At 64.7% G+C, this 23,013-nt stretch carries 22 protein-coding genes, 1 tRNA gene and 1 pseudogene; 17 read left to right on the forward strand and 7 right to left on the reverse strand.

The window, feature by feature from the left end; genetic code table 11:
• The first annotated feature begins 162 nt into the window (after positions 1 to 162).
• The 4 genes and pseudogenes from JQ587_RS20725 to JQ587_RS20740 all read left to right on the forward strand — a co-directional run bounded on the left by JQ587_RS20725 (position 163) and on the right by JQ587_RS20740 (position 4,401).
• On the forward strand, positions 163 to 2,184 hold the full coding sequence (locus JQ587_RS20725; RefSeq protein WP_212426466.1) for a YgiQ family radical SAM protein: 2,022 nt from the start codon (positions 163 to 165) through the stop codon (positions 2,182 to 2,184).
• Positions 2,185 to 2,490: 306 nt separating this feature from the next.
• Positions 2,491 to 3,514: pseudogene (locus JQ587_RS20730) on the forward strand (LLM class flavin-dependent oxidoreductase).
• Between the two features lie 24 nt (positions 3,515 to 3,538).
• Positions 3,539 to 3,985, forward strand: a complete 447-nt coding sequence (locus tag JQ587_RS20735) for a carboxymuconolactone decarboxylase family protein (RefSeq protein WP_212426467.1) — start codon at positions 3,539 to 3,541, stop codon at positions 3,983 to 3,985.
• A gap of 17 nt (positions 3,986 to 4,002) precedes the next feature.
• Positions 4,003 to 4,401, forward strand: a complete 399-nt coding sequence (locus tag JQ587_RS20740; protein WP_212426468.1) for a VOC family protein — start codon at positions 4,003 to 4,005, stop codon at positions 4,399 to 4,401.
• A gap of 24 nt (positions 4,402 to 4,425) precedes the next feature.
• Here JQ587_RS20740 and JQ587_RS20745 read toward each other — a convergent pair whose 3' ends face one another.
• Positions 4,426 to 5,745 carry an aminotransferase class V-fold PLP-dependent enzyme gene (locus JQ587_RS20745; RefSeq protein ID WP_212426469.1) on the reverse strand — a complete coding sequence of 440 codons (1,320 nt, stop codon included), beginning with the start codon at positions 5,743 to 5,745 and terminating at the stop codon, positions 4,426 to 4,428.
• A gap of 363 nt (positions 5,746 to 6,108) precedes the next feature.
• On the opposite strand from JQ587_RS20745, the gene JQ587_RS20750 reads away from it, so the two are divergent.
• Positions 6,109 to 7,206: a glycoside hydrolase family 3 protein gene (locus JQ587_RS20750; RefSeq protein ID WP_212426470.1), complete on the forward strand. Its 1,098-nt coding sequence runs from the start codon at positions 6,109 to 6,111 to the stop codon at positions 7,204 to 7,206.
• Between the two features lie 20 nt (positions 7,207 to 7,226).
• Here the strand turns inward: JQ587_RS20750 and JQ587_RS20755 are convergent, their stop codons facing one another.
• Both JQ587_RS20755 and JQ587_RS20760 read right to left on the reverse strand, forming a co-directional pair.
• Positions 7,227 to 7,820, reverse strand: coding sequence for a DUF2478 domain-containing protein (locus JQ587_RS20755; protein ID WP_249154410.1), 594 nt, complete (start codon positions 7,818 to 7,820; stop codon positions 7,227 to 7,229).
• A 20-nt stretch (positions 7,821 to 7,840) separates the two neighbouring features.
• Positions 7,841 to 8,704, reverse strand: a complete 864-nt coding sequence (locus JQ587_RS20760) for a copper chaperone PCu(A)C (protein WP_212426471.1) — start codon at positions 8,702 to 8,704, stop codon at positions 7,841 to 7,843.
• A gap of 333 nt (positions 8,705 to 9,037) precedes the next feature.
• Here JQ587_RS20760 and JQ587_RS20765 point away from each other — a divergent pair, with 333 nt between their 5' ends.
• Positions 9,038 to 9,277 (forward strand): hypothetical protein, encoded by a 240-nt coding sequence (locus JQ587_RS20765; RefSeq protein WP_212426472.1) that lies wholly within the window; start codon positions 9,038 to 9,040, stop codon positions 9,275 to 9,277.
• Positions 9,278 to 9,410: 133 nt separating this feature from the next.
• Here JQ587_RS20765 and JQ587_RS20770 read toward each other — a convergent pair whose 3' ends face one another.
• Positions 9,411 to 9,875, reverse strand: a complete 465-nt coding sequence (locus JQ587_RS20770; protein ID WP_212426473.1) for a hypothetical protein — start codon at positions 9,873 to 9,875, stop codon at positions 9,411 to 9,413.
• A 286-nt stretch (positions 9,876 to 10,161) separates the two neighbouring features.
• A complete protein-coding gene (locus tag JQ587_RS20775) occupies positions 10,162 to 11,064 on the reverse strand; it encodes a hypothetical protein (RefSeq protein WP_212426474.1) in 903 nt (300 codons plus the stop codon).
• A gap of 173 nt (positions 11,065 to 11,237) precedes the next feature.
• On the opposite strand from JQ587_RS20775, the gene JQ587_RS20780 reads away from it, so the two are divergent.
• Both JQ587_RS20780 and JQ587_RS20785 read left to right on the forward strand, forming a co-directional pair.
• The gene (locus tag JQ587_RS20780; RefSeq protein ID WP_212426475.1) at positions 11,238 to 11,747 is read left to right on the forward strand and encodes a DUF2867 domain-containing protein; all 510 of its coding nucleotides are present in this window, start codon (positions 11,238 to 11,240) and stop codon (positions 11,745 to 11,747) included.
• A 280-nt stretch (positions 11,748 to 12,027) separates the two neighbouring features.
• Positions 12,028 to 12,969: a sensor domain-containing diguanylate cyclase gene (locus tag JQ587_RS20785; protein ID WP_212298627.1), complete on the forward strand. Its 942-nt coding sequence runs from the start codon at positions 12,028 to 12,030 to the stop codon at positions 12,967 to 12,969.
• Between the two features lie 93 nt (positions 12,970 to 13,062).
• Here the strand turns inward: JQ587_RS20785 and JQ587_RS20790 are convergent.
• A tRNA-Arg gene (locus JQ587_RS20790) sits at positions 13,063 to 13,139 on the reverse strand.
• Between the two features lie 263 nt (positions 13,140 to 13,402).
• Entirely contained in the window at positions 13,403 to 14,944 is a 1,542-nt protein-coding gene (locus tag JQ587_RS20795; RefSeq protein WP_212298628.1) for a sensor histidine kinase, read from the reverse strand.
• Between the two features lie 361 nt (positions 14,945 to 15,305).
• Here JQ587_RS20795 and rpmH point away from each other — a divergent pair, with 361 nt between their 5' ends.
• The 9 genes from rpmH to dapD all read left to right on the forward strand — a co-directional run bounded on the left by rpmH (position 15,306) and on the right by dapD (position 22,777).
• A complete protein-coding gene (gene rpmH, locus JQ587_RS20800) occupies positions 15,306 to 15,440 on the forward strand; it encodes a 50S ribosomal protein L34 (protein ID WP_008542748.1) in 135 nt (44 codons plus the stop codon).
• 28 nt (positions 15,441 to 15,468) lie between these two features.
• On the forward strand, positions 15,469 to 15,873 hold the full coding sequence (gene rnpA / locus JQ587_RS20805) for a ribonuclease P protein component (RefSeq protein WP_212426476.1): 405 nt from the start codon (positions 15,469 to 15,471) through the stop codon (positions 15,871 to 15,873).
• A 16-nt stretch (positions 15,874 to 15,889) separates the two neighbouring features.
• Positions 15,890 to 17,746, forward strand: a complete 1,857-nt coding sequence (gene yidC / locus JQ587_RS20810; RefSeq protein WP_212426477.1) for a membrane protein insertase YidC — start codon at positions 15,890 to 15,892, stop codon at positions 17,744 to 17,746.
• 137 nt (positions 17,747 to 17,883) lie between these two features.
• A complete protein-coding gene (gene yihA / locus JQ587_RS20815) occupies positions 17,884 to 18,537 on the forward strand; it encodes a ribosome biogenesis GTP-binding protein YihA/YsxC (RefSeq protein WP_212426478.1) in 654 nt (217 codons plus the stop codon).
• Complete coding sequence (locus JQ587_RS20820; protein WP_212298662.1) at positions 18,537 to 18,896, forward strand: DUF423 domain-containing protein; 360 nt, start codon at positions 18,537 to 18,539, stop codon at positions 18,894 to 18,896. The genes yihA and JQ587_RS20820 overlap by 1 nt, the downstream gene beginning before the upstream one ends.
• Positions 18,897 to 18,989: 93 nt before the next feature.
• Complete coding sequence (gene argB / locus JQ587_RS20825) at positions 18,990 to 19,877, forward strand: acetylglutamate kinase (RefSeq protein ID WP_212298632.1); 888 nt, start codon at positions 18,990 to 18,992, stop codon at positions 19,875 to 19,877.
• An 80-nt stretch (positions 19,878 to 19,957) separates the two neighbouring features.
• The gene (locus JQ587_RS20830; protein ID WP_212426496.1) at positions 19,958 to 20,944 is read left to right on the forward strand and encodes a DUF1036 domain-containing protein; all 987 of its coding nucleotides are present in this window, start codon (positions 19,958 to 19,960) and stop codon (positions 20,942 to 20,944) included.
• Between the two features lie 168 nt (positions 20,945 to 21,112).
• On the forward strand, positions 21,113 to 21,805 hold the full coding sequence (locus tag JQ587_RS20835) for a pyrimidine 5'-nucleotidase (protein WP_212298633.1): 693 nt from the start codon (positions 21,113 to 21,115) through the stop codon (positions 21,803 to 21,805).
• A 126-nt stretch (positions 21,806 to 21,931) separates the two neighbouring features.
• Positions 21,932 to 22,777: a 2,3,4,5-tetrahydropyridine-2,6-dicarboxylate N-succinyltransferase gene (dapD, locus tag JQ587_RS20840; RefSeq protein WP_212298634.1), complete on the forward strand. Its 846-nt coding sequence runs from the start codon at positions 21,932 to 21,934 to the stop codon at positions 22,775 to 22,777.
• Positions 22,778 to 23,013: the final 236 nt, after the last annotated feature.

Below are 23,013 nucleotides of genomic sequence, written 5' to 3' on the forward strand. Positions count from 1 at the left end.
TGAGAGGGTGCCGAAGTGCGGCCGGCCGGTATGTGGACGGCATCACACAGCTCCGGGCGCTGGCGAACGGTCAACGCACCCGCCCCGCAACCTCACGGAACCGCGATCTTTCACGCCCCCGTCGGTTGTATTCGCGGGCCCGGAGTCCTATGCCTGTGCGCCATGGACACCCAGATCATCGCCGCCCCACAGCCCCTGATGGCCCAGGCGCGCCCGCGCAAGCCGGCGCCGTTCCTCCCCATGAGCCGCGCCGAGATGGACGCGCTCGGCTGGGATGCCTGCGACATCGTGCTGGTGACTGGGGACGCCTATGTCGACCATCCGAGCTTTGGCATGGCCATCATCGGCCGGCTGCTCGAGGCGCAAGGTTTCCGGGTCGGCATCATCGCGCAGCCGGACTGGCAGTCGGCCGAGCCGTTCAAGGCGTTAGGCAAGCCAAAAGTGTTCTTCGGCGTCACCGGCGGCAACATGGACTCCATGGTGAACCGCTACACCGCGGATCGCCGCCTGCGCAGCGACGACGCCTACACGGCCGGCGGCGAAGGCGGCAAGCGGCCCGACCGCTGCACCATCGTCTATGCCCAGCGCTGCCGCGAGGCTTTTAAGGACACCCCGATCGTACTCGGCGGCATCGAGGCCTCGCTGCGCCGGATCGCGCATTACGATTACTGGTCGGACAAGGTGCGCCGCTCGGTGCTGGCTGACGCCAAGGCCGACCTCCTGCTTTACGGCAATGCCGAGCGCGCCGTCGTCGAAGTCGCGCAGCGGCTCGCCGCCGGTGAAGCGCCGCGCGCGCTCGACGACATCCGCGGCGTCGCGCTGTTCCGCCGCGTGCCCGAAGACTATAGCGAGCTGCACGCCGACGATCTCGATTCCGCCGACGAGGGCGCGACGCGCCAGAAAGGCGCGACCGTGATCCGGCTGCCGGCGCTGGAGCAGGTCGAGCAGGACAAGGATGCCTATGCCCGCGCCTCACGCGTGCTGCATCGGGAGAGCAATCCCGGCAATGCGCGGCCGCTGGTGCAGCGTCACGGCGATCGCGATCTCTGGCTCAACCCGCCGCCGATCCCGCTCACCAGCGAAGAGATGGACGCGGTCTACGACCTTCCCTACGCCCGCGCGCCGCATCCGTCCTATGGCGAGGCGAAGATCCCGGCGTGGGACATGATCAAGTTCTCGGTGACGATCATGCGCGGCTGCTTTGGCGGCTGCACCTTCTGCTCGATCACCGAGCACGAGGGCCGCATCATCCAGAACCGGTCGGAAGGCTCGATCCTGCGCGAGATCGAGAAGATCCGCGACAAGACACCGGGCTTCACCGGCGTCATCTCCGACATCGGCGGCCCGACCGCCAACATGTACCGGATGGCGTGCAAGGACCCGAAGGTCGAGGCCGCGTGCCGGCGGCCGTCCTGCGTCTTCCCCGAGATCTGCCCGAACCTCAACACCTCGCATGACGATCTCATCCGGCTCTATCGCAAGGTACGCGAGACCAAGGGCATCAAGAAGGTGATGGTCGCCTCGGGCGTGCGCTACGACCTCGCGGTCGAGAGCCTCGAATACATCAAGGAGCTCGTCACCCATCACGTCGGCGGTTACCTGAAGATCGCACCCGAGCACACCGAGCGCGGTCCGCTCGACAAGATGATGAAGCCGGGCATCGGCGCCTACAACAAGTTCAAGCGGATGTTCGACGAAGCCGCCGAGCGGGCCGGCAAGAAATATTACCTGATCCCTTATTTCATCGCGGCGCATCCGGGCACGACCGACGAGGACATGATGAACCTCGCGCTCTGGCTCAAGAAGAACCGCTATCGCGCCGATCAGGTGCAGACCTTCCTGCCCTCACCGATGGCGACGGCGACCGCGATGTACCACACCGGCGTCAATCCGCTGCGCGGCGTGCGCCACGGCGGCAGCGACAAGGTCGAGGCGATCAAGGGCCTGCGGCAGCGCCGCCTGCACAAGGCGTTCCTGCGCTATCACGACCCCGACAATTGGCCGGTGCTGCGCGAGGCCTTGATCGAGATGGGCCGCCGCGACCTGATCGGATCGCAGCCGCATCAGTTGGTCCCAGCGCACCAGCCGCCCGGCACCGGCAAGGCCGCCGGCACCAAGCGTCCCGTTCGTCCCGGCGGCAAGACGCAGAAGTTCACGACCAAGGGCGTGCGGTTGATGAAGTAGCGGGCGAGAGCGATCAGGCTCGGCTTGACGCCCCATCCCCGGCAAAATCTCGAAAACAACCCCATGCACAGTAACCGGGATTAGCGAAATCGAAGGCTTGAAGCGCAATGAGATCGGGATGAATCGCCGTCGCGCCCGAGCTTGCTGCTCGATCATAATTTTTCCGAAAATCCGTAAATCACTTGACCCGTCGGGCAAAACAGGCGCATGATGACATCATCGGGGCTCGCGCGCTTTCCCGTCCGCATCGTCCGTCTCACCTGAATGTCAGCAGACGAACCGCTCCACAGCATCCATAGATAACCCATGAAGAAAATCGGATTCCTGTCCTTCGGACACTGGACACCCTCGCCGCAATCGCAGACGCGTTCGGCCGGGGACACGCTGCTGCAATCGATCGAGCTGGCGGTCGCAGCCGAGCAGCTCGGCGCGGATGGCGCCTATTTCCGTGTGCACCATTTCGCGCGGCAGCTGGCCTCGCCCTTCCCGTTGCTTGCCGCCGTCGGCGCGAGGACGAGCACGATCGAGATCGGCACGGCCGTGATCGACATGCGCTACGAGAACCCGCTCTACATGGTGGAGGACGCGGGAAGCGCCGACCTCATCGCCGGCGGGCGGCTGCAGCTCGGCATCAGCCGCGGCTCGCCCGAGCAGGTGATCGATGGCTGGCGCTATTTCGGCTACCGGCCGGCCGAGGGCCAGAGCGATGCCGACATGGGCCGGCGCCATGCCGAGGTGTTTCTCGACCTGCTGCGCGGCGAAGGCTTTGCCGAGCCCAATCCGCAGCCGATGTTTCCGAATCCGCCGGGCATGTTGCGGCTCGAACCCCATTCGGCGGGCTTGCGCGAACGGATCTGGTGGGGCGCCGGTTCGAACCGCCACCGCGGTGTGGGCGGCAAAGCTCGGCATGAATTTGCAGAGTTCGACGCTGAAGAACGACGAGACCGGCGAGGCCTTTCACGTGCAACAGGCCGCGCAGATCCGCGCCTATCGTGCCGCTTGGAAGGAGGCCGGCCATAGCCGCGAACCCCGCGTCTCCGTCAGCCGCAGCATCTTTGCCCTGATGAACGATCGCGACCGCGCCTATTTCGGCGGCGAGCGGGGCGGCGAGGACCAGATCGGCTTCATCGATCCGCGCACCCGCGCGATCTTCGGCCGCTCCTATGCTGCCGAGCCGGATGTACTGATCGAGCAGCTCAGGCAGGACGAGGCGATCGCCGAGGCCGATACGCTGCTGCTGACCATCCCGAACCAGCTCGGCGTGGACTATTGCGCGCATGCGATCGAAGCGATCCTGAAGAACGTCGCGCCGGCGCTGGGATGGCGCTAAGCCGGCGTTCAAGAGGACAGAGATATGCATGCCGACCGACTGTTACCCGCGCAGATCGCCCCCGAGGGCTACGCAGCGCTGCGCGCGGTTGAGGCCTACATCCACAAATGCGGGCTGCCGAGAGGCTTGATCGAGCTCGTGAAGATGCGCGCCTCTCAGATCAATGGCTGTGCTTATTGCCTTGACGTCCACAGCAGGGATGCGCGCAAGCATGGCGAAAGCGAGCAGCGGCTCTACCTTCTCGATGCCTGGCGTGAATCGCCGCTCTATTCGCTGGCCGAACGCGCCGCACTGGCCTGGACCGAGGCGCTCACCAACATCGCCGCGACGCGCGCGCCGGATGCGGACTATGAAGAGCTGAAGAAGCAGTTCACCGACAAGGAGATCGCCGATCTCACCATCCTCATCGGCATGATCAATGTCTGGAATCGGCTCGCGATCGGCATGCGCTACGTGCACGACGTAAGCTGAGTTCGCCGGGTCGCGCGATGAATCAGCATCTGTCCCTCGTCAGTCTCGCGGTCGCGGATTATGATGAAGCGATCGCCTTCTTCACGCGCGCTTTGGATTTCGAGCTTTGCGAGGACACTCCCCTTGGTGGCGGCAAACGCTGGGTGGTGGTGCGACCGCGTGGCAATTTTGGCTCTGGCCTGCTGCTGGCGCGCGCGGACGGCCCACAGCAGACGGCGCGCATCGGCGACCAGACCGGAGGGCGCGTCTTCCTGTTCCTGGAAACGGATGATTTCGAGCGAGATCATGCGCGCATGATCGCTGCCGGTGTGCGCTTCGTCGAGACGCCACGACACGAGGCCTATGGCGTCGTGGCGGTTTTCGAGGATCTCTACGGCAACCGCTGGGACTTGATCCAATCTATCAAGCGCAGCTGACGCGCTCGCCGCCGCTTCCAGAGTTCACCCCGTCTTCGTCCCGGTGACGACGGCCAACGCCTCGACGAGGCGGTCGAGATCGGCCTCGTCGGTGAAGAGGGCCGGCGTTACGCGGATGCATTGGCCCTTGGCGACGCCGGCCCGGCGCACCGTCATGATCTTGTGGCTGTCGCGGAGCTTCGCGACGATCGCCTCGTTGTCGGCCTTGCTGGTCTTGCCGGCGAGGCGGAAGGACGTGATGGCACCATAGGAGCCTGTCTCATCCGGCGTCAGGATCTCGAGGTCCTTGAAGCCGCGGGCGCGGCTCACCCAATAGTCGCGCAAGTATCGCAGGCGGGCCTGCTTGGCCGCGGCGCCGACCTGCTGATGCAGCGCCAGCGCCGTGGGCACCGTCAGCACCGTGGCGAAATTGACCGTGCCGGTGTGAACCCGCGAGCGGATATCGGTCTCGGCAAAGTCCTCGTCGCCCATGTCGCGGTCGATGGCCGCGAGGCGGTCCTTCCTGATGTAGAGGAAGCCCACGCCCAGCGGCGCGCCGATCCATTTGTGCAAATTGAAGCCGACGAAATCGGACTCGAGCTCATTGACGCGGAAGTCGATCTGTCCCCAGGAATGCGCGGCATCGACGATGGTGTCGATGCCCCTGGCCTTCGCCATGCGGGCGATCTCGGCGACCGGCATGACGAAGCCGGTGCGGTGGCTGACATGGGTCAGCAGGAGCAGTCGCGTCGTCGGGTTCGCCTCGATGGTGCGGGCATAGGCGTCCAGCACGGCCTGGCGGCTGGCGGGCTCCGGCACGTCGAACTTGACCACATCGACGCCGCGGCGCGCCTTCAGCGCGTTCATCGCATACTGCATCGAATCATAGTCGAGGTCGGCATAGAGCACGCCGTCGCCGGGCTTCAGCCTGTTGTAGCCGCCGATGAGGAGCTGCAACGCTTCGGTCGCACCGCGAGTGAGCGCGATCTCGTCGGGCGCAGCACCGACCGCCTCCGCCACCTTTACGCGCACAGCCTCGAAGTCGGCGCCCGCGCGCTGTCGCGCGTAAAACGTGTTCTGATAATTGATCATGTCGGACTGGCGGATGAACTCGCGCCGCACAGGCTCGGGCATGATGCCCCAATAGCCGTTCTCGAAATTGACGACGTCAGGCGTCACGGCATAGAGCCTCTTCACGGCGGCCCAATAGGACTTGTCCGTGGCGATGGCGGCGGCCGAACCGGTCGGCGCCGCCGGGAGGCTTTCGGCGGCAAACGCCGGTGCCTCGAACGGGGCTACCGCTCCGGCCAAAAGACCCTTCAGGAGCGACCGGCGGCCGGACGACATTGTCTCAGTCAGATGCATTTCAATCTCCACGATGCGCGGCGAAGGGAGCAGCGATCAGTAGAGCGGGAATGACGGGACGATGACAGTACGATGATCGGCACGCCGCCGGGGCTCATGCGGCAAAGGACGCCCCCAACCGCCTCGATGCGGAATGGCGGAAGGAAGAAGGCGCAGGCCTGGGTGACGGTCGGCAAATGAGCTGTCGCGCCCGCCGCAACGGCCCGCCACAGCGACCGGATTTTGACGATTGATTCCGTTGAGGAAATTTGAAATATTGCGATGACGAAGCGGGCCACGCGACGGCTCGCGCAGGGGCTGATTGTTCGCGTTGCGTCCAGCTCCATCTCACTCAACCGAAACAATCTGTGGCGGCACTGGCGGATGAGCGATTCCCTTCTTGCAACGGTCGGCGACCATTTCTTCCTCGGGCTTCGGCCGACCAGCGTCCTCGACGACCGCGATCGCGCGCTGCTGCGCGATCTCAAGCCGGCGGGCGTCATCCTCTACAAGAGCAATTTTCGTCACGATCTGCCCTATCGGGACTGGCTGGCGATCCACCGGGACCTGATCGCCGCGATCCGCGATGCCTCGCAGCGCGACAAGCAGTTCATCGCCATCGATCATGAAGGCGGCCGCGTGTGCCGCACGCCGCCGCCGATCACGCGCTTTTCCTATGCAGCGCGCTGGGCCGGAACCGCGGAGCAGGTCGGCGACGCCATGGGCGTCGAGCTCGCCTCGCTCGGCTGCAACCTGAATTTTGCGCCGGTGCTCGACATTCACAGCAACCCCGCCAATCCCGTGATCGGCGAGCGTGCCTTTGGCCGCACGGCCGACGACGTCATCAAGTCGATGCTTCCGTTCACCAGGGCGATGGAGCGCCAGGGCGTGCGGGCCTGCGGCAAGCACTTCCCCGGGCATGGCGACACGCAGGTGGATTCGCATCACGAATTGCCGGTGCTCGATCTCGACCTCGACCAGATCAAAGCGCGCGAGCTAAAGCCGTTTGCCGCCGCGATCGAGGGCGGCATCGGGATGATGATGACGTCCCACATTCTCTACAGGAAGCTCGACCCCAACGATCCCGTCACGCTGTCGCGCGCGATCACGCAAGGGCTGTTGCGCGAGGCGATGGATTTCCGCGGCGTGATCGTGTCCGACGACGTCGGCATGCGCGCGATGGCGGGCCGGCTCGACGCGCCGGATTCCGGCGCGCGCTTCATGGCGGCCGGCAACGACATGCTGATGATCTGCTCGCATCTGACCGACACCGAACGCGCCCGCTTCCTCGCCCGATCGATCATCGACGGCGTCGATTCCGGCAGGCTCGATCCGGCCGTGCTGGCGGCGTCGCGCCAGCGCGTTCACGCAATGCTGGACAGCACCGCGCAAAACGAGGTCGTGGAGCTGCCCGCCGAGGTGCTCGCCCGCCATCGTAGCGCCGGCACCCAGTTCGAGGCGACGACCGTCGAAGTCGTGTAGGGCCGGCACGGCCACATCCATCAGCAAGACAGGACGTTCGTCGACGTCGGCGCCGTTGAGCGGCGTATCCCCTGCGCCCATCGTTCGACCTCGGCGAGGTCGGCGCCAAGCTCGGTTGCGAGATCGCCGGCAAAACTGCGCCATGCCGGCAGATTGCCCTGGGGCACACCGATCACGACCACGATGTTCCGCTCGATGGCTGCGGCAATGAGATCGAGCAGTCCTTCTCCCTCGCACTCGGCCTTGCCGAACTTGTTGAGAACCAGGACGTCCGGTGATGCCTCGAGACTCTTTTCGATGCGGACCGCGACGTCCGCGAGGGCTCCCTCGTCGAGCCGGCAGCCGGCGGCGCCCGCGCCGCGATCTTCGAAGATCGGCGTCCGCCGACCGGTGGCAAGGTCCTCGAGCACCACGTCGCAGCGCCGCTCCGGTGTTGCGTCGATGATGTGCTGCAGCACGCCGGCCAGCGAGAGCCCGCGTCCTCGGCAGGCCGCCACGAGCGCCGCGAACGTGGCAGCGGGATACTGGTTCTGGGGATAGACGAGTGCGGTCAGCAGCGACGCTCGCTGGTTGGCCGGCTCGGAACTGGGAACGGAGAGCGAAACAGGCATCATGTGGTTTCCAAAAGTCTGCATTACTCGATGAGGATCGGCGCGGCGATATCGATGCGGTCGTCTTTCTTCATGTCGATGCCGAGCGCCAGCGACCACTTCCCGCTTGCCGCGGTCGTCATGCTGACGCGCCATTTGTCGGCTGCGATCCGCGTCGCGGATGCGGTCACTGGCGCGATGTTCTTGTCGGGATTGGCCAACGTCACCGACAGCGCATCGACGGTCAGCGGCTGTTCATCGCCGTCGTAGAGCTGAACCGACACCTCGACGGGACCGGTCCGACCGGGCGTGACGGTCACATCGGCCATCACGCGCGTGCCGCAGATATGCGTGAAGAAGGGTTCGTCGGTCGATGGAGCAGCGTTCGTCTTCTGCGCCGGAGGCAATGCCGGCGACGCGGCTTCGGTCGAGGCGATCTGGAGCCTGGGGCCCTTGGCGCCGACACTGCCGACATCAAAGGTGGTCTCAATCTTTCCCGAACGCTGAAAGTTCAACGTGACCGGGATCCGCTGCCCCTCCTCGAAGGGCGCGGTCAACCCGATGAACATGATGTGGTTGCCACCCGGCGCGAGCGTGACGATCTCGTCCGGCGGAATCGTCAGACCCTGCTCGAGCGGACGCATCGTCATGATGCCATCCTGCATCGTCATCTGATGGATCTCGACGCTGGTGGCGGCCGGGCTGGCGGCGGACAGAAGACGGTCCGCCGTGGCGCCGCGATTCTCGATGGTGAGGTAGCCGCCCGCAACCTTCGCGCCCTTCGGCGTGGCGCGGCTCCAGGCCTGACTGACGACGATGTCGGCATGATCGGCGAGTGTCGGCGCGGAGCCGATGAACGCCAAAGCGGCCGCAAGGACCACGGCGATGCTTCCAAACTTCTCGAACATGACGATCTCCGTCTCAGAGGAACGAGAGCCGCGACCGGGCGTCCCCGGCGCGATGTGCAGCGCCCTGGACGACGTTGCCGCTCGACACTCCCTACGCCGTGACGATCGACAGCTCTTTGTCTGGACACAAACTACGGCGCCATTCGCCCGTGGGCTTGATCTCCGACAAAGATTCCGCCGCACGCAGCGACCATTGTTGCGATGTGAGGCCACCGGAGAGCCTTACCCATTCGTTAACCGGCATCTCCCGTGTTTTTCCGGCTGGGAACATCACCGAATTGCGTTTCGGTGCCCATGAACGAAGCTTGTGAATGCGACCGGCAGGAGAGACCGATGATCAGGGCGATCGAGTTGTTTCGGATGAAGGCCGACGAGTGCGAGCGGCGCGCGAAGCGCACCCTTGATAAATCAGAGCAAGCCGAATTGGTGGATATGTCCGCCGAGCTTCACTGGCTGTCCGGAGAAGCCGCACGGCTGCAGAGCCGGATCACGCAACTCGAAGCGTGCGAGACATCCATCACCGATCGCCGGATCGCGCCGGCTTCCGCAGCCCCGGAAGCGCCAGTCCTCTGAACCGCGATGGTGCGTGCCGGACCGAACCGCGCCTCGAAGAACCACAAATGTGCGCTCGTCCCCGACCGGCAACGCGCAACGGCAGCCGGGAACTACTGTGACGGTCCGGTGCTGTCACCGTAACTCAGGCGGTTCACTGGATGGGATCAATCAGGTCCCCTCGCAGGGTGCATGACGCATTTATGGTGCTTGCATTCGTGAAGGTGCTGACCACGACGAACGGAAATCTGGATTGTCCGACGAGCCAATCCGCTTGGGACTCGACGCTCGTCGTAAAGGTTCCCCCGGTGACTTGCGCCTGCGGCATTGGCAAGGCCAAAAATCGCTGGATGGGCGCACCGTGAAATTGCGTGGCGATCTCCAAAACAGCCTGCTGCGCGGCGACCGAACCGCCGAAGACACAGTTGATTTTCCTGATCATCAACAGCTTGTCCGCCGGCGTCTGGCTGAAATACACGTTGCAGGTGCTCGCGAAGCACGGACCCGACGACGCAGTCTCATCGTAATAGGTGCCATATGTAAGCGGCGCCGCGGAAGAATTGACCGCCGGCACAAGGGTGAAGCCAGCGAGCGCGATCAACAAAGCACGTCCTTTCATTCCAACCTCCAAATCGATTTTCAATGGCAGGGGTTGGTCGTTCTGCGGTGCAGCCGGTTCAATGCAACGAGTCCAGCGATCCAAAAGAATTCACGAGGCTATTGAACGGCCGTCGGGCGCAACGGGCTGCCGCAGCCGCGACGAAACCATTTTCCTGAGGGTACGAAACCGTCCTGAAACAGCGGAGTCGTTCTCCTGGCCGCAATCAGATCGAGACGCGCACGGGCTTTCATGCCTGCAAGATGTGGCAAGCCGCAGCTCTCGCCGGCAATGTCACGCGGCGTCGTTACAGCTTTCCATAGACTCGCGCGGCAACCGCCTTCAGGTGCACGACCGAACCAGACTCAGGATGCGGCTTGACCGGCGCGAACAGGATCGAAGCCTGCCTGCCGTTCTTCCAGACAAAGACGTTGACGGCGTTGCCGTTGCCCTTGGTGCAGGAGTGCTCGCCGAATGCTTCACTGCCGAGCTCGGGTATCGCCACATGCTGGCACGGGCCCGGGCGCTTCATCATGCTGATGACCGTGGCGCGGGAGATCGCGATCACCGCGACGGCCATGGTGTTGGCCTCGCGGTCGAACATCATGCAGCTGCCGGCGCCGGTCCGCTGGAGCGTCAGCGTGCTCTTGTCGAGAAAACCGTCGGCATCCGCAGCCGTGAGCCATTCGCAATCGCCAAACCGCTCGCTGCTCTTGCCTACATTCCCGATGGCGGCGCGCGCGGCTTCGGTGACCGGTCCGAGCAGTGCGTCGTCGGCACGCCGGCCGATCGGATAGACGCTGATCTGCAGAATGTAGTCGCCGGACAGGGCGACGACCGAGGCCTCCTGGCGCTCTGCGCCGGCGGCGCTCGTTCCGCCCTGGCCTTCGTCACCGATCCCGGACACCGCGTTGAGCGGCATGCGCTCGCCAAGCGTCTTGACGAAGGTCGCGTACAATTCCCTGGCGCGGTCCTTGTCGGGATTGCGGAAGACGGACAGCATCATCGTGTCGCCGCGCCCGGCCTGGTAGATGCAGCCGCGGCCGTCCTGATTTGAGATCAGCGACCATTTGAGCGCCGGCATCGCCCCGGCGAGTTGCTGGGCGCTGATGAACGGGCAGGTTTCGGCCGCGTGCACGGGAGGCACCGGGACGACTGCAATTGCGAGCAACACAGCGAGGCAGGAGAACAGGCGATCGATCATGCGCATTGGAAAACTGACTATCACTATTGGCGCGCCGCGACCGGCGAAGATGACAGTCCTGCTTCGCCGTGGCGCTATGACACCGGAGCCTATCACATGCTAAAGAATATGCGGCCCCGCTCGATCTAGCGCTGCGGCTCGGGCGGTGGCAATCCCGGCGCGCTCAATGGACAACGTGCATGTTCAAAGCCCACGCCGTACCCGTGCCGTCCGACAGCCTGCTGGCGCCGCGTTATGCGGGCGCGGATCTGCTGGATGCGTTCGCGGTTCACCTGCCGGCGGGAGCGAATGACGATCTCGAAGCGCTGGCGCGCGCCGGGTTCGAGCGGCCGGCGTGGTGGATTCGCGCGCTGACGCGACTGCGCGATGCGATGATGGCGACGGTCGGCGTCAAATCGTCTCGCGCGATCGGTACTGCCGCGGCGGCGCGGGGGCCGGTGATCGGCTTCTTTCCCCTGCTGTCGAGGAGTGCGGACGAGTTGGTGGTGGGCGCGGACGACCGGCATCTCGACTTCCGGGCCGCCATCCTGCTGCGCCCGGGCACGGCGGGTGGCCGGGAGCTCGTCGTGGTGACGGTGGTGCATTGCCATAACCGGCTGGGGCGGACCTACCTGGCGGTGATCGCGCCGTTCCACCGCGTGATTGCGCGGGCGAACCTGGAGCAGGCGGCAAGGGCGATGGAGGGCTAGATCGCGTCGCAGGTGACACTCCTGCGCACGCTCTCGTCGCAGCGTCCGGTACAAAAGCGGCAGCACCCTTCAGAACAACGCCGCGAGCGCATATGCCATTGAAGTAACTATATGATTCTGGACAAGGCGCTTGTCGTTCTGGGCGAACTTCAACCTGGCGGCAGTCGCCGCTGCGGTCCGTTCAGCCGCCGGATGCAGGCCGGCATACAGGGTTCGTTAACGCAGCAGCCCTAGCTTTTGGGGGCCTGGGCCAAATCACCCAAATGCTGCCGGATCGTCGATGAGAGAAGACCATGCTGCCTCGACTTTGTCGGACGAGGTTCGCGTACGACTCTATGATCAGGCTCTGAATGCCGCACGCATCGGCGCTTGGGAATGCGAACTCGAGACGGAGCGCCTGAGCTGGACCCAGGGCGTCTACGACATCTTCGGCTATCCAGTGAGCAACCCGCTGCGCCGCACGAGCATCGTTGATCTCTACATCGACGAATCCCGGCGCAGCATGGAGCTCGCTCGTGCCGAGGTCATCCGGAGCGGTCGCCCGGTCACGCTCGATGCCGAGATCAGAACCTGGCGCGGTGAAGCGCGCTGGATGCGCCTTTCGATCAACGCGGTGCGGGAGGGCGGAAGGCCGGTTCGGATCTTCGGCTCCAAACAGGACATCACCTCCGACCGACAGGCGCTCGAGAGCCTGCGACAGCAAGCCGAAACCGATCCGCTGACCGGGCTCGCCAATCGCGCAAAATTTCAGGCCCATTACCGCGAGGTCGTCAACGACAGCCTGAATCATAGCTCCGCGTCGGCACTCGTCCTGCTCGACCTCGATGGCTTCAAGGAGCTCAACGATAGATTCGGCCATCTGGCCGGAGACGCCTGCCTATGCGAGGTCGCGCAGCGCTTGCGGCGCGCCTTCCACGATGCCGGCTTGGTCTGCCGGCTCGGTGGCGACGAATTCGCGATCATCCTGCGCGCTCCGACCAACCCTGCGCGAATCGGGCACGTGTTGCAGCAGACCGTGATGATGTTGAGCCGCCCGCTTTTCTGGAACGGTCTTCGCCTGGGAGTCAGCGCCTCGATCGGCGCTGCTCTGATTGGCCGCCCGCACCGCCGGCGGATCGTCGAATTGTTCGCGGAAGCCGACATCGCGCTCTATGACGCCAAGGCCGCCGGCCGCAACCGGGTCCGTCTCATCGGCGACGAAGGGCAAAACCAGGCCGCTTAGAACGGATTGCGCAGACCGCTGGACCAGCGTCGCTCGCGTGCGCCCCGTCCGTCGAGGTTCAGTCCGCAGTTTTGTTGTGCAACGGGGGAAAACTGGCGCGCCCGGAACGATTCGAACGTCCGACCCTCAGATTCGTAGTCTGATGCTCTATCCAGCTGAGCTACGGGCGCGTTTTTCGCAAACAGCGCGGGCGTGGCCCGCAAGCAGCCCCCGGCAAAACCGGAGGGGGTGCGAAAGAGCGCTCTGACTAACCGCTCTTGGTTCGGTTGGCAAGGTCCGGGATGGGGAGATTTTGCACGGAGATGACGGTCTCTCCCCCGTCATTCCGGGGCTCGCGAAGCGAGAACCCGGAATCTCGCGCCAAAACCTCTGGATTCCGGGTTCGGCGCGCAACGCCGCCCCGGAATGACGGGCAGCTCGGCCTTTGGCCGAGTTACGCCCGCTGCCGCTCGTTGCGGATGGAGAGGAGTTCCACGGGGCGGTCGGGGATGACGATCCGGAAGGTGGCGCCGATGGTGCCTTCGACCAGATGGATGTCGCCGCCATGGGCGCGGACGAGCTCGGCCGCGATGGCGAGGCCCAGCCCGCTGCCGCCGGGGCGGCCGGAGGTCTGGAACGCTTCGAACAGATGCTCCCGGGTCTTCTGGGGCACGCCGGGGCCGGTATCGGAGACCTCGAGGATGGCGACCGCCCCCTCGCGCTTGCCCGTGATCCGGATCTGCTGCGGGCCGCCGTCGCCGGAGGCATGGCTCTCCAGCGCCTGCGCGGCATTCCGCACGAGGTTAAGGAGCACGCGGAACAGCTGATCGGGGTCGGCATCGACCGAAAGCCCGCGCTCGATCGCGGCGACCCAGGCGATCGAGACGTCATTGGCAAGACCCGCGGTCTCGCGCACCTCCAGGACGACCGGCTCGATCAGCATCATGCGGCGGTCCGGCGCAGCCTCCTGGGCACGGCCGTAGGACAGCGTCGACTGGCAAAAGGCGATGGCGCGCTCGAGCGAGCGCACCAGCTTCGGCGCAAAGCGCTGCACCCGCGGATCGGGCACGCTGGCGAGCTGATCCGACAGCAACTGCGCCGAGGCCAGCAGATTGCGCAAATCATGGTTGATCTTGGAGACGGCAAGGCCGAGCGCGGCGAGCCGGCTCTTCTGATTCAGCATCGACATCAGGTCGCGCTGCATGTCGGACAATTCGCGCTCGGCCACGCCGATTTCGTCGCTGCGCTGGCTCGGCACGATGATCCGCGCCGAGCTTTCGGGGTTTTCGTGGAAGCCGACCAGGCTCGCGGTCAGCCGCCGCATCGGCCGGACAAAGAGATAATGGAGCGCGAGATAGACGAGGCCGGCGGTCAAAATGCCGATGATCAGCGCGACCACCACGACGTTGCGGGAGAAGCGGTACATCGATTGCCGCAGCGGTAATTCGTCGGTCACGATCTCGACGAACTGGGCGTTGCCGACGCCGGGGCCGACGATGCGGATCGGCTGGTTGCCGGTCTCCAGCATCATCTGGAACGAGCCGGTGATGGCCTGCCACACCGTCATGTCGCGCAAATCGACATCGTGCTCGATCGTGGCAGGCAGATTGTCGCTGGCGAGAAGACGGCGCTGCTGGCCCATCTTGATCGCGACCGCGCGCGCATTGATGCTCTTCAGGATCTCGCGCGACAGCGAATCGGGCACCATGCCGAGCGGCGCCGCATCGAGCACCAGCGCCGCCGTGTTGGCCGCCGCGACGCGGTCGTTGAGCCGGTTGACCCAGAAGTTGGCGATGGCGGGCACATAGAGCAGGACGGCCGCGATCATCACCAGGGGGACCGTCAGCAGCAGCAGCTTGCCGGACAGGCCGAGCCCTCCCGGCCCGCGCGTCCGGGTCGCCGGCTGGTCCAAATCGCGATCCAGCGCCTGATCCAAGACCTGACCCAGGTCCTGATCCGCGTTCTGGGTCGGCTGCTGGAGGTCCGTCGCTGCCACGAAATTCGCCCCTGCTGCCTTCTGGTAGAGCTTGGCTCTTGGAGGATGCGACCCGCCCCTGGGGGTGGTCAAATTACGGATCGCTAATCTGCCGAGGTGGGATGTAAGCGCTGATTTCGCTATCCGCCACCTCAAGGGTTAAAAACCCCAAGGAAACAGCGATATTCACCGGAACTGGGCGGTCTTGCGGCGTTGACGAAAACAAGGCGCTCGCTTATAAGCCGCGCAAATTGTCCGCGATGACCCGGTGCGACACCGGGAGCGGCTCTTCTGGGGCCGGAAATGGCTCATTTGGGGCCGCATCTTCCGGACTTTACCATCAATTCTACAGGCAAATTGCCCGGTCAGCGGAGAAAAACCCGTGAAGCGGACTTATCAACCCAGCAAACTGGTGCGCAAGCGCCGTCACGGTTTCCGTGCTCGTCTCGCCACTGCCGGCGGCCGCAAGGTCCTCGCCGCCCGCCGCGCCCGCGGCCGCAAGCGTCTGAGCGCCTGAGCCGGACCCCCTTTTCCGGGATTTCATCATGGATCGGCTGAGGCAGCGAGCGGATTTCCTCGCCGTTGCCAATGGCGCGCGGGCGAATAGTCCCGCGTTCGTCCTGCAAAGCCGTCGTCGCGACGACGCTGGCCCGATCCGGATAGGCTTCACCGTTACCAAAAAGAACGGCAACGCCCCCGAGCGCAATCGCATCCGGCGCCGGCTTCGCGAATTGGTGAAGCGGCTCGATCCGGTATCGATGCAACCCCATCATGATTACGTGCTGGTCGGCCGCAGGGACGCGCTTTCGCGCGACTTCGCGACCATGCTCGACGATCTGCGCATAGCGTTCACGAAGCCCGCGCGGCATACGGCGCAAGGACCCAGCAAGGGACAGTCGCGGGGACGCGGGCCGAAGCCCGGCCCAGCCGCCAGCCGCAAACCGGATTGATGACGAGACAAAAGTGATGACCGACAATCGCAATACCATCCTCGCCGTCATTCTGTCCGGCCTGGTGCTGATCGCCTGGCAGTACTTCTACAACGTGCCGGCGATGGAGAAGCAGCGCGCCCAGCAGCAGGCGCAGGCCGAGCTTCAGAAGGCCAATCCGCAGCCGACGGCCTCCGCAACGCCGGGCGCCACGCCGCAGGCCGGCACGACCGCGCCCACCAATGCGCCGGGCGCGAACCAGCAGGCCCAGCCGACCGTCAGCCGCGACACCGCGATTGCCGCGAGCCCCCGCGTGAAGATCGATACGCCGCGGCTGGCCGGCAGCATCTCGCTCAAGGGCGGCCGCATCGACGACCTCGCGCTGCTGCAATTCCGCGAGACCGTCGACCCGAAATCGCCGCCGATCATTCTCTATTCGCCGTCCGGCACGGCCGAGCCCTATTACGCCGAGTTCGGCTGGGTGGCGGCGACCGGCGTGACGTCGAAGATGCCTGATGCCCAGACCGTCTGGCAGCAGGAGGGCAGCGGCAGCCTGACGCCGACCACGCCCGCAGTGCTGAAGTGGGACAATGGCGAAGGCCTCACCTTCCGCCGCACCATCTCGGTCGACGACCACTATCTCTTCACCATCAAGGACGACGTGAGCAATGTCGGCAACGCGCCGGTCACGCTCTATCCGTTCGCGCTGATCTCGCGCCATGGCACGCCGCAGGTCTCCGGCTATTACATCCTGCACGAAGGCCTGATCGGTTATCTCGATGGCTTGCAGGAATACGCCTACAAGAAGATCGACGAAGCCAAGTCGGTGAGCTTCAAGGCCACCAATGGCTGGCTCGGCATGACCGACAAGTACTGGGCCTCGGCACTGCTGCCCGACACCAGTGCGCAGCTTCAGGCGCGGTTCTCCTCGAACCTGACCGGCAACGTCCACACCTACCAGACCGACTATCTGCTCGATCCCGTCACCGTCGCGATCGGCGGCAGCGCAACGGCGAATGCGCGGCTGTTCGCCGGCGCCAAGGAAGCCGGCGTCGTCGGCGTGTTCCCGCTCGCAGGCCTCGGCGGCTACAACAAGGAGCTCGGCCTCAACCATTTCGATCTGTTGATCGACTGGGGCTGGTTCTACTTCATCACCAAGCCGATGTTCCTCGGCCTCGACTTCTTCTACCGCTTCTTCGGCAATTTCGGCATCTCGATCCTGCTCGTGACCGTGATCGTGAAGCTGTTGTTCTTCCCGCTGGCGAACAAGTCCTACGCCTCGATGGCGAAGATGAAATCGATCCAGCCGCAGCTTCAGGCGCTGAAGGAACGCTATCCCGACGACAAGGTGAAGCAGCAGCAGGAGATGATGGAGATCTACCGCAAGGAGAAGATCAATCCGGTCGCCGGCTGTCTTCCCGTGGTGATCCAGATCCCGGTGTTCTTCTCGCTCTACAAGGTGCTGTTCGTCACCATCGAGATGCGGCACGCGCATTTCTTCGGCTGGATCAAGGACCTCTCGGCGCCGGATCCGACCAATTTGTTCACGCTGTTCGGGCTGATCCCGTTCGACCCGACCACGCTGCCGGTGTTCGGCCACTACCTCGCGCTCGGCATCTGGCCGATCATCATGGGCATCACGATGTGGTTCCAGATGAAGCTGAACCCGACGCCGCCGGATCCGACGCAGCAGATCATCTTCAACTGGATGCCGCTGATCTTCACCTTCATGCTGGCGGGCTTCCCGGCGGGCCTCGTGATCTACTGGGCCTGGAACAACACGCTCTCCGTACTCCAGCAGAGCTTCATCATGCGCCGCAACGGCGTGAAGGTGGAATTGCTCGACAACATTCGCAATGTGTTTAAAAAAAAAGTGACGACTGAGGCGGTGTAGCCGTCGTTGCGGAACTGAACTGCCTCCACATCGTCATGCCCGGGCCCGTCCCGGGCATCCACGTTTTGGAGCGTAACGTGCAGATAAACGTGGATGGCCGGGACAAGCCCGGCCATGACGAGAGGTGAGAGCTTCGCATGACCGACGACAAAGATGCGAAGCTGATCGAAGCCGGGCGAAAGCTGTTCGCCCGCGACTGGCAGTTCATCTGGGCATCGCCCTCGATCCAGACGCTGCCGCCGATGGCGGGACTGGAGATTGCCTTTGCCGGGCGCTCCAATGTCGGCAAGTCCAGCCTGATCAACGCGCTCACCGGGCGCAACGCGCTGGCGCGCACCTCTCATACGCCGGGCCGCACCCAGGAGCTGATCTTCTTCGAGGTTCCAGGCAAGACCGACCTCCGCCTCGTCGACATGCCCGGCTATGGCTATGCCAAGGCGCCGAAGAGCCAGGTCGCATCCTGGACGGATCTGATTCACACATTCCTGCTCGGACGCGCCTCGCTCGCGCGCGTCTACGTGCTGATCGACGCGCGGCATGGGCTGAAGGACGTCGATCTCGAAGTCCTCAAGACGCTCGACCGCTCCGCCGTCAGCTACCAGATCGTGCTGACCAAGGCCGACCAGGTGAAGGCCGCCGCGCTGCAATCCTGCATCGCCGAGACGGAAGCTGCGCTCGCGAAACATCCGGCCGCATTCCCGAACGTGATCGCGACCTCGTCGCGCTCATCGACCGGCATGGCCGAGCTGCGCGCCGCCATGGCCAAGCTGCTGGAAGAGCGCAGCTCGTGATGGCGCGCCTGCTGATCGCCCTCGCCGGCTTGATGGGCGCCGCCGGCGTTGCGCTGGCGGCCGCCTCCGCCCACGGCGCTGATGCCAGCCGGCTTGCCTCCGCGAGCGCCATGCTGCTGTTTCACGCGACTGCCATATTGGCCTCCGTCGCCCTGCTCGCGCGCGGGCTTCTGCATGGCGGAATTGGCCTGATCGCCGCACTCGGCTTCGCGATCGGCGCCGCGCTGTTCGCGGGCGACCTCACCTTGCGGCAATATGCCGGGCATTCGCTGTTTCCGTTCGCGGCACCGACGGGCGGAACGGTGATGATTGTGGGCTGGCTGGCGGTGACGTTGGCAGCGGTGGTGGCGAAACGCTGATCCGTAGCGGCGGCATGCCAGCCACACTTTGCGCCTCGCCCGCCAATCAGATAGAACGCTGGCCGCGTTAGTCCCGCCAGCGAGATCCGCCTCATGACCGAAATCTCTCCGCTCGACCAGGCCCGCATCCTGTCCGAAGCGCTGCCGCACATGCAGCAATACGACGAAGAAACCATCGTCATCAAATATGGCGGCCATGCCATGGGCGACGAGGAGACCGCGAAGAATTTTGCCCGCGACATCGTGCTCTTGGAGCAGACCGCGATCAATCCTGTCGTGGTGCATGGCGGTGGGCCGCAGATCGCGACCATGCTCAAGCGCCTCGGCATTCAGTCGGAATTCGCAGCTGGTCTGCGTATCACCGACGCCGCGACCATCGAAGTTGTTGAGATGGTGCTCGCCGGCTCCGTCAACAAGCAGATCGTCGGCTACATCAATGATGCCGGCGGCAAGGCTGTCGGTCTCTGCGGCAAGGACGGCAATATGGTGAAGGCGTCGAAGACGACGCGCACCATGGTCGATCCGGACTCGCATATCGAGAAGGTGGTCGATCTCGGCTTCGTCGGCGACCCCGAAAAGGTCGATCTCACGCTGCTCAACCAGCTGATCGGCTACGAGCTGATCCCGGTGCTGGCGCCGCTTGCCACTTCGCATGACGGCCAGACGCTGAACGTCAACGGCGACACCTTTGCGGGAGCGATCGCGGGCGCGCTGAAAGCCAAGCGCCTGCTTTTGCTCACCGACGTGCCGGGCGTGCTCGACAAGTCGAAGAAGCTCATCCCCGAGATGTCGATCAAGGACGCTCGCAAGCTGATCGCCGACGGCACCATTTCGGGCGGCATGATCCCGAAGGTCGAGACCTGCATCTACGCGCTCGAGCAGGGGGTCGAGGGTGTCGTCATCATCGACGGCAAGATGCAGCACGCGGTGCTGCTCGAGCTCTTCACCAACACGGGCACGGGCACGCTGATCCACAAGTGAGAAGCGAGAAGACGAGAGGCGCCGTCATGGCCGGGCTGAGAGTTCAGAGGCACCGCCGCTCGACCCTGACGCGCTTCCTGATGACGCTGCCCGCCGCAGCCGTCTCGTTCGTCTTCTCCTCGGCGCCCGCCTTCGCGGATCTCAAGATCTGCAATCGCATGTCCTATGTCGTCGAGGCCGCGATCGGCATCGACGACAAGGCCGCGACCGCGACGCGGGGCTGGTTCAGGATCGATCCCGCCACCTGCCGCGTGGTGGTGCAGGGCACGCTCACCGCCGACCGCATCCTGCTCAATGCCCGCGCGCTCGGCGTCTATGGTGCGTCCCCGATCCCGCAGAACGGCAGCGACATGTTGTGCGTGGCGCAGGACAATTTCGTCATCGCAGCGGCGCGGCAGTGCCGCAGCGGTCAGACCCAGGCTCCCTTCACCCAGATCACGCCGACGCAGGGCGATGACGGCAATCTCGTCGCCTATCTCGCCGAAGATTCCGAATACGACGACGAGCAGGCCCGGCTCGCCGGCATCCAGCGGCTCCTGGTGATCGCCGGCTATGACATCGGCGCGATCGACGGTGTCGACGGACCGAAGACGCAAGCCGCACTCGCCGCATTCCTGAAAAGCCGCGGGCTGTCCTCCGACGTGGTCTCATCGCCCAACCTCTTCAAGACCATGGTCGATGCGGCGCAGACGCCGTCCCCGAGCGGCCTGACCTGGTGCAACGACACGCCGCACAAGGTGATGGCGGCGGTCGCGACCGACGACGGCAAATCGGTGACCAGCCGCGGCTGGTACCGCATCGATCCCAAGACCTGTCTGCATCCCGATGTCGCCGGCCAACCCAGGCAGATCTTCAGCTTCGCTGAAGCCGTCGACAGCGACAACCGCGCCATCAAGCTGAAGGACAAGCCGCTGAACTGGGGCGGCGACAAGCAGCTCTGCACCCGCGAGACCAAGTTCGAAACCAATGAGCAGACCGATTGCGGCGCGCGCGGCTTCGCCGCGACGGGTTTTGGTGTGGTGGACATGTCGAGCGGCGGCAAGACGCTGCGCTTTGCCGTGCCGTGATGGGTGTGACGACTGCGGCGCTACACCCTCCGCCGCCGTCCTGGCGAAAGCCAGGACCCATTACCACAGGGTCCGGTTTGGCGAAGAACGATGACCAGTGTGCCTCATTGATGGGCCGCGGAGTATGGGTCCTGGCTTTCGCCAGGACGACGAGTTGAGAGAACTGTGATGAACCCACCCCGCGCCTTCACCCACGTCGACACCTGGGTGTTCGATCTCGACAACACGCTCTATCCGCATCACGTCAATCTGTGGCAGCAGGTCGATGCCAAAATCGGCGAGTTCGTGTGCAACTGGCTGAACGTCGGCCCGGAGGAAGCGCGCAAGATCCAGAAGGACTATTACCAGCGCTTCGGCACCACCATGCGCGGCATGATGACCCTGCATGGCGTGCGCGCCGACGATTACCTCGCCTACGTGCACAGGATCGACCATTCGCCGCTGGAGCCGAACCCGGCGCTGGGCGCAGCCATCGCAAAGCTGCCGGGGCGCAAGCTGATCCTGACCAACGGCTCGGTCGACCATGTCGATGCGGTGCTGGCGCGGCTTGGCCTCGCCACGCATTTCGACGGCGTCTTCGACATCATCGCCGCCGAATTCGAACCCAAGCCGGCGGCGCAGACCTACCGGAAATTCCTCGATCTGCACGCGGTCGACCCGGCCAAATCAGCCATGTTCGAGGACCTCGCCCGTAACCTCACCGTTCCGCACGAGCTCGGCATGACTACCGTGCTGGTGGTGCCTGACGGCACCAGGGAAGTGGTGCGCGAGGATTGGGAACTGGAAGGGCGCGATGCCGCCCATGTCGACCACGTCACGGATGATCTCGCTGGGTTTTTGGCCAGGCTGTCGCCCAAATAATCGCTGTCATGCCGGCGCGCTTCGCGCGCCCCGGGACGACGACCGAGTATGCCTTGACTCCGTCCCCCCAAATCCCGAAAAAGCGCCTCAATCCGTCAAAATTCCCGTTCCAAAGAGGAAATCCCGATGTCCCTGTCCGCCCTGGAATCCACCATCAACAGCGCCTTCGACGCCCGCGACGGCATCTCGACCTCGACCAAGGGCGAGGTCCGCGAGGCCGTGAACCAGTCGCTGGAGATTCTGGACAAGGGCGAGGCGCGCGTTGCCGAACGCGGCACCGATGGCAAGTGGAAGGTCAATCAGTGGCTGAAGAAGGCCGTGCTGCTCTCCTTCCGCCTCAACGACATGGACGTCATTCCCGGCGGCCCGGGCCAGGCGAACTGGTGGGACAAGGTGCCCTCGAAGTTCGAAGGCTGGGGCCCGAACCGTTTTCGCGACGCCGGTTTTCGCGCGGTGCCCGGTGCGGTGGTGCGTCGCTCGGCCTTCATCGCCAAGAACGTCGTGCTGATGCCGTCCTTCGTCAACCTCGGCGCTTACGTCGATGAGAGCACGATGGTCGACACCTGGGCGACCGTCGGCTCCTGCGCGCAGATCGGCAAGCGCGTGCATATCTCCGGCGGCGCCGGCATCGGCGGCGTGCTCGAGCCGCTGCAGGCCGAGCCCGTGATCATCGAGGACGACTGCTTCATCGGCGCGCGCTCCGAGGTCGCCGAGGGCGTGATCGTACGCAAGGGCGCCGTGCTGTCGATGGGCGTGTTCCTGGGCGCCTCGACCAAGATCGTCGATCGCGAGACCGGCGAGATCTTCATGGGCGAGGTGCCCGAATATGCGGTGGTGGTGCCCGGCGCCCTGCCCGGCAAGCCCATGAAGAACGGCCAGATCGGCCCAAGCACCGCCTGTGCCGTGATCGTCAAGCGCGTCGACGAGCGCACGCGCTCCAAGACCAGCATCAACGAGTTGCTGCGGGATTGATGCTCTCTCCTCTCCCCGTTCCTACGGGGCCGCGACGAGCTTCGCTCACGCTGAGAGGGTTGGGGTGAGAGGCCTCTCTCCACGGATGAGGTGGCCATAGGACCTGTACCCCCTCACCCGGATTGCATCTTCGATGCAATCCGACCTCTCCCCGCAAGCGGGGCGAGGTAGCGACCGCGCCAGCCACCCTCATCGAACCCCCTCTCCATCCATCGCGACCAACAACCGGGCGGCTC

Origin of the sequence: Bradyrhizobium manausense (assembly GCF_018130615.1) — a bacterium.
Taxonomy (GTDB): Bacteria; Pseudomonadota; Alphaproteobacteria; order Rhizobiales; family Xanthobacteraceae; genus Bradyrhizobium; species Bradyrhizobium manausense_A.

Bases quoted from the DNA above. Each gene is read 5' to 3' on its own strand.
- JQ587_RS20750 (WP_212426470.1), top strand. From the start codon at position 6,109: ATGAGCGATTCCCTTCTTGCAACGGTCGGCGACCATTTCTTCCTCGGG.
- rnpA (WP_212426476.1), top strand. From the start codon at position 15,469: ATGGATCGGCTGAGGCAGCGAGCGGATTTCCTCGCCGTTGCCAATGGC.
- JQ587_RS20835 (WP_212298633.1), top strand. From the start codon at position 21,113: ATGAACCCACCCCGCGCCTTCACCCACGTCGACACCTGGGTGTTCGAT.
- JQ587_RS20765 (WP_212426472.1), top strand. From the start codon at position 9,038: ATGATCAGGGCGATCGAGTTGTTTCGGATGAAGGCCGACGAGTGCGAG.
- JQ587_RS20725 (WP_212426466.1), top strand. From the start codon at position 163: ATGGACACCCAGATCATCGCCGCCCCACAGCCCCTGATGGCCCAGGCG.
- JQ587_RS20830 (WP_212426496.1), top strand. From the start codon at position 19,958: ATGACGCTGCCCGCCGCAGCCGTCTCGTTCGTCTTCTCCTCGGCGCCC.
- yihA (WP_212426478.1), top strand. From the start codon at position 17,884: ATGACCGACGACAAAGATGCGAAGCTGATCGAAGCCGGGCGAAAGCTG.
- JQ587_RS20820 (WP_212298662.1), top strand. From the start codon at position 18,537: ATGGCGCGCCTGCTGATCGCCCTCGCCGGCTTGATGGGCGCCGCCGGC.
- JQ587_RS20745 (WP_212426469.1), bottom strand. From the start codon at position 5,745: ATGCATCTGACTGAGACAATGTCGTCCGGCCGCCGGTCGCTCCTGAAG.
- JQ587_RS20785 (WP_212298627.1), top strand. From the start codon at position 12,028: ATGAGAGAAGACCATGCTGCCTCGACTTTGTCGGACGAGGTTCGCGTA.
- JQ587_RS20735 (WP_212426467.1), top strand. From the start codon at position 3,539: ATGCATGCCGACCGACTGTTACCCGCGCAGATCGCCCCCGAGGGCTAC.
- JQ587_RS20760 (WP_212426471.1), bottom strand. From the start codon at position 8,704: ATGTTCGAGAAGTTTGGAAGCATCGCCGTGGTCCTTGCGGCCGCTTTG.
- JQ587_RS20755 (WP_249154410.1), bottom strand. From the start codon at position 7,820: ATGATGCCTGTTTCGCTCTCCGTTCCCAGTTCCGAGCCGGCCAACCAG.
- JQ587_RS20740 (WP_212426468.1), top strand. From the start codon at position 4,003: ATGAATCAGCATCTGTCCCTCGTCAGTCTCGCGGTCGCGGATTATGAT.
- JQ587_RS20770 (WP_212426473.1), bottom strand. From the start codon at position 9,875: ATGAAAGGACGTGCTTTGTTGATCGCGCTCGCTGGCTTCACCCTTGTG.
- JQ587_RS20775 (WP_212426474.1), bottom strand. From the start codon at position 11,064: ATGCGCATGATCGATCGCCTGTTCTCCTGCCTCGCTGTGTTGCTCGCA.
- JQ587_RS20780 (WP_212426475.1), top strand. From the start codon at position 11,238: ATGTTCAAAGCCCACGCCGTACCCGTGCCGTCCGACAGCCTGCTGGCG.
- argB (WP_212298632.1), top strand. From the start codon at position 18,990: ATGACCGAAATCTCTCCGCTCGACCAGGCCCGCATCCTGTCCGAAGCG.
- yidC (WP_212426477.1), top strand. From the start codon at position 15,890: ATGACCGACAATCGCAATACCATCCTCGCCGTCATTCTGTCCGGCCTG.
- dapD (WP_212298634.1), top strand. From the start codon at position 21,932: ATGTCCCTGTCCGCCCTGGAATCCACCATCAACAGCGCCTTCGACGCC.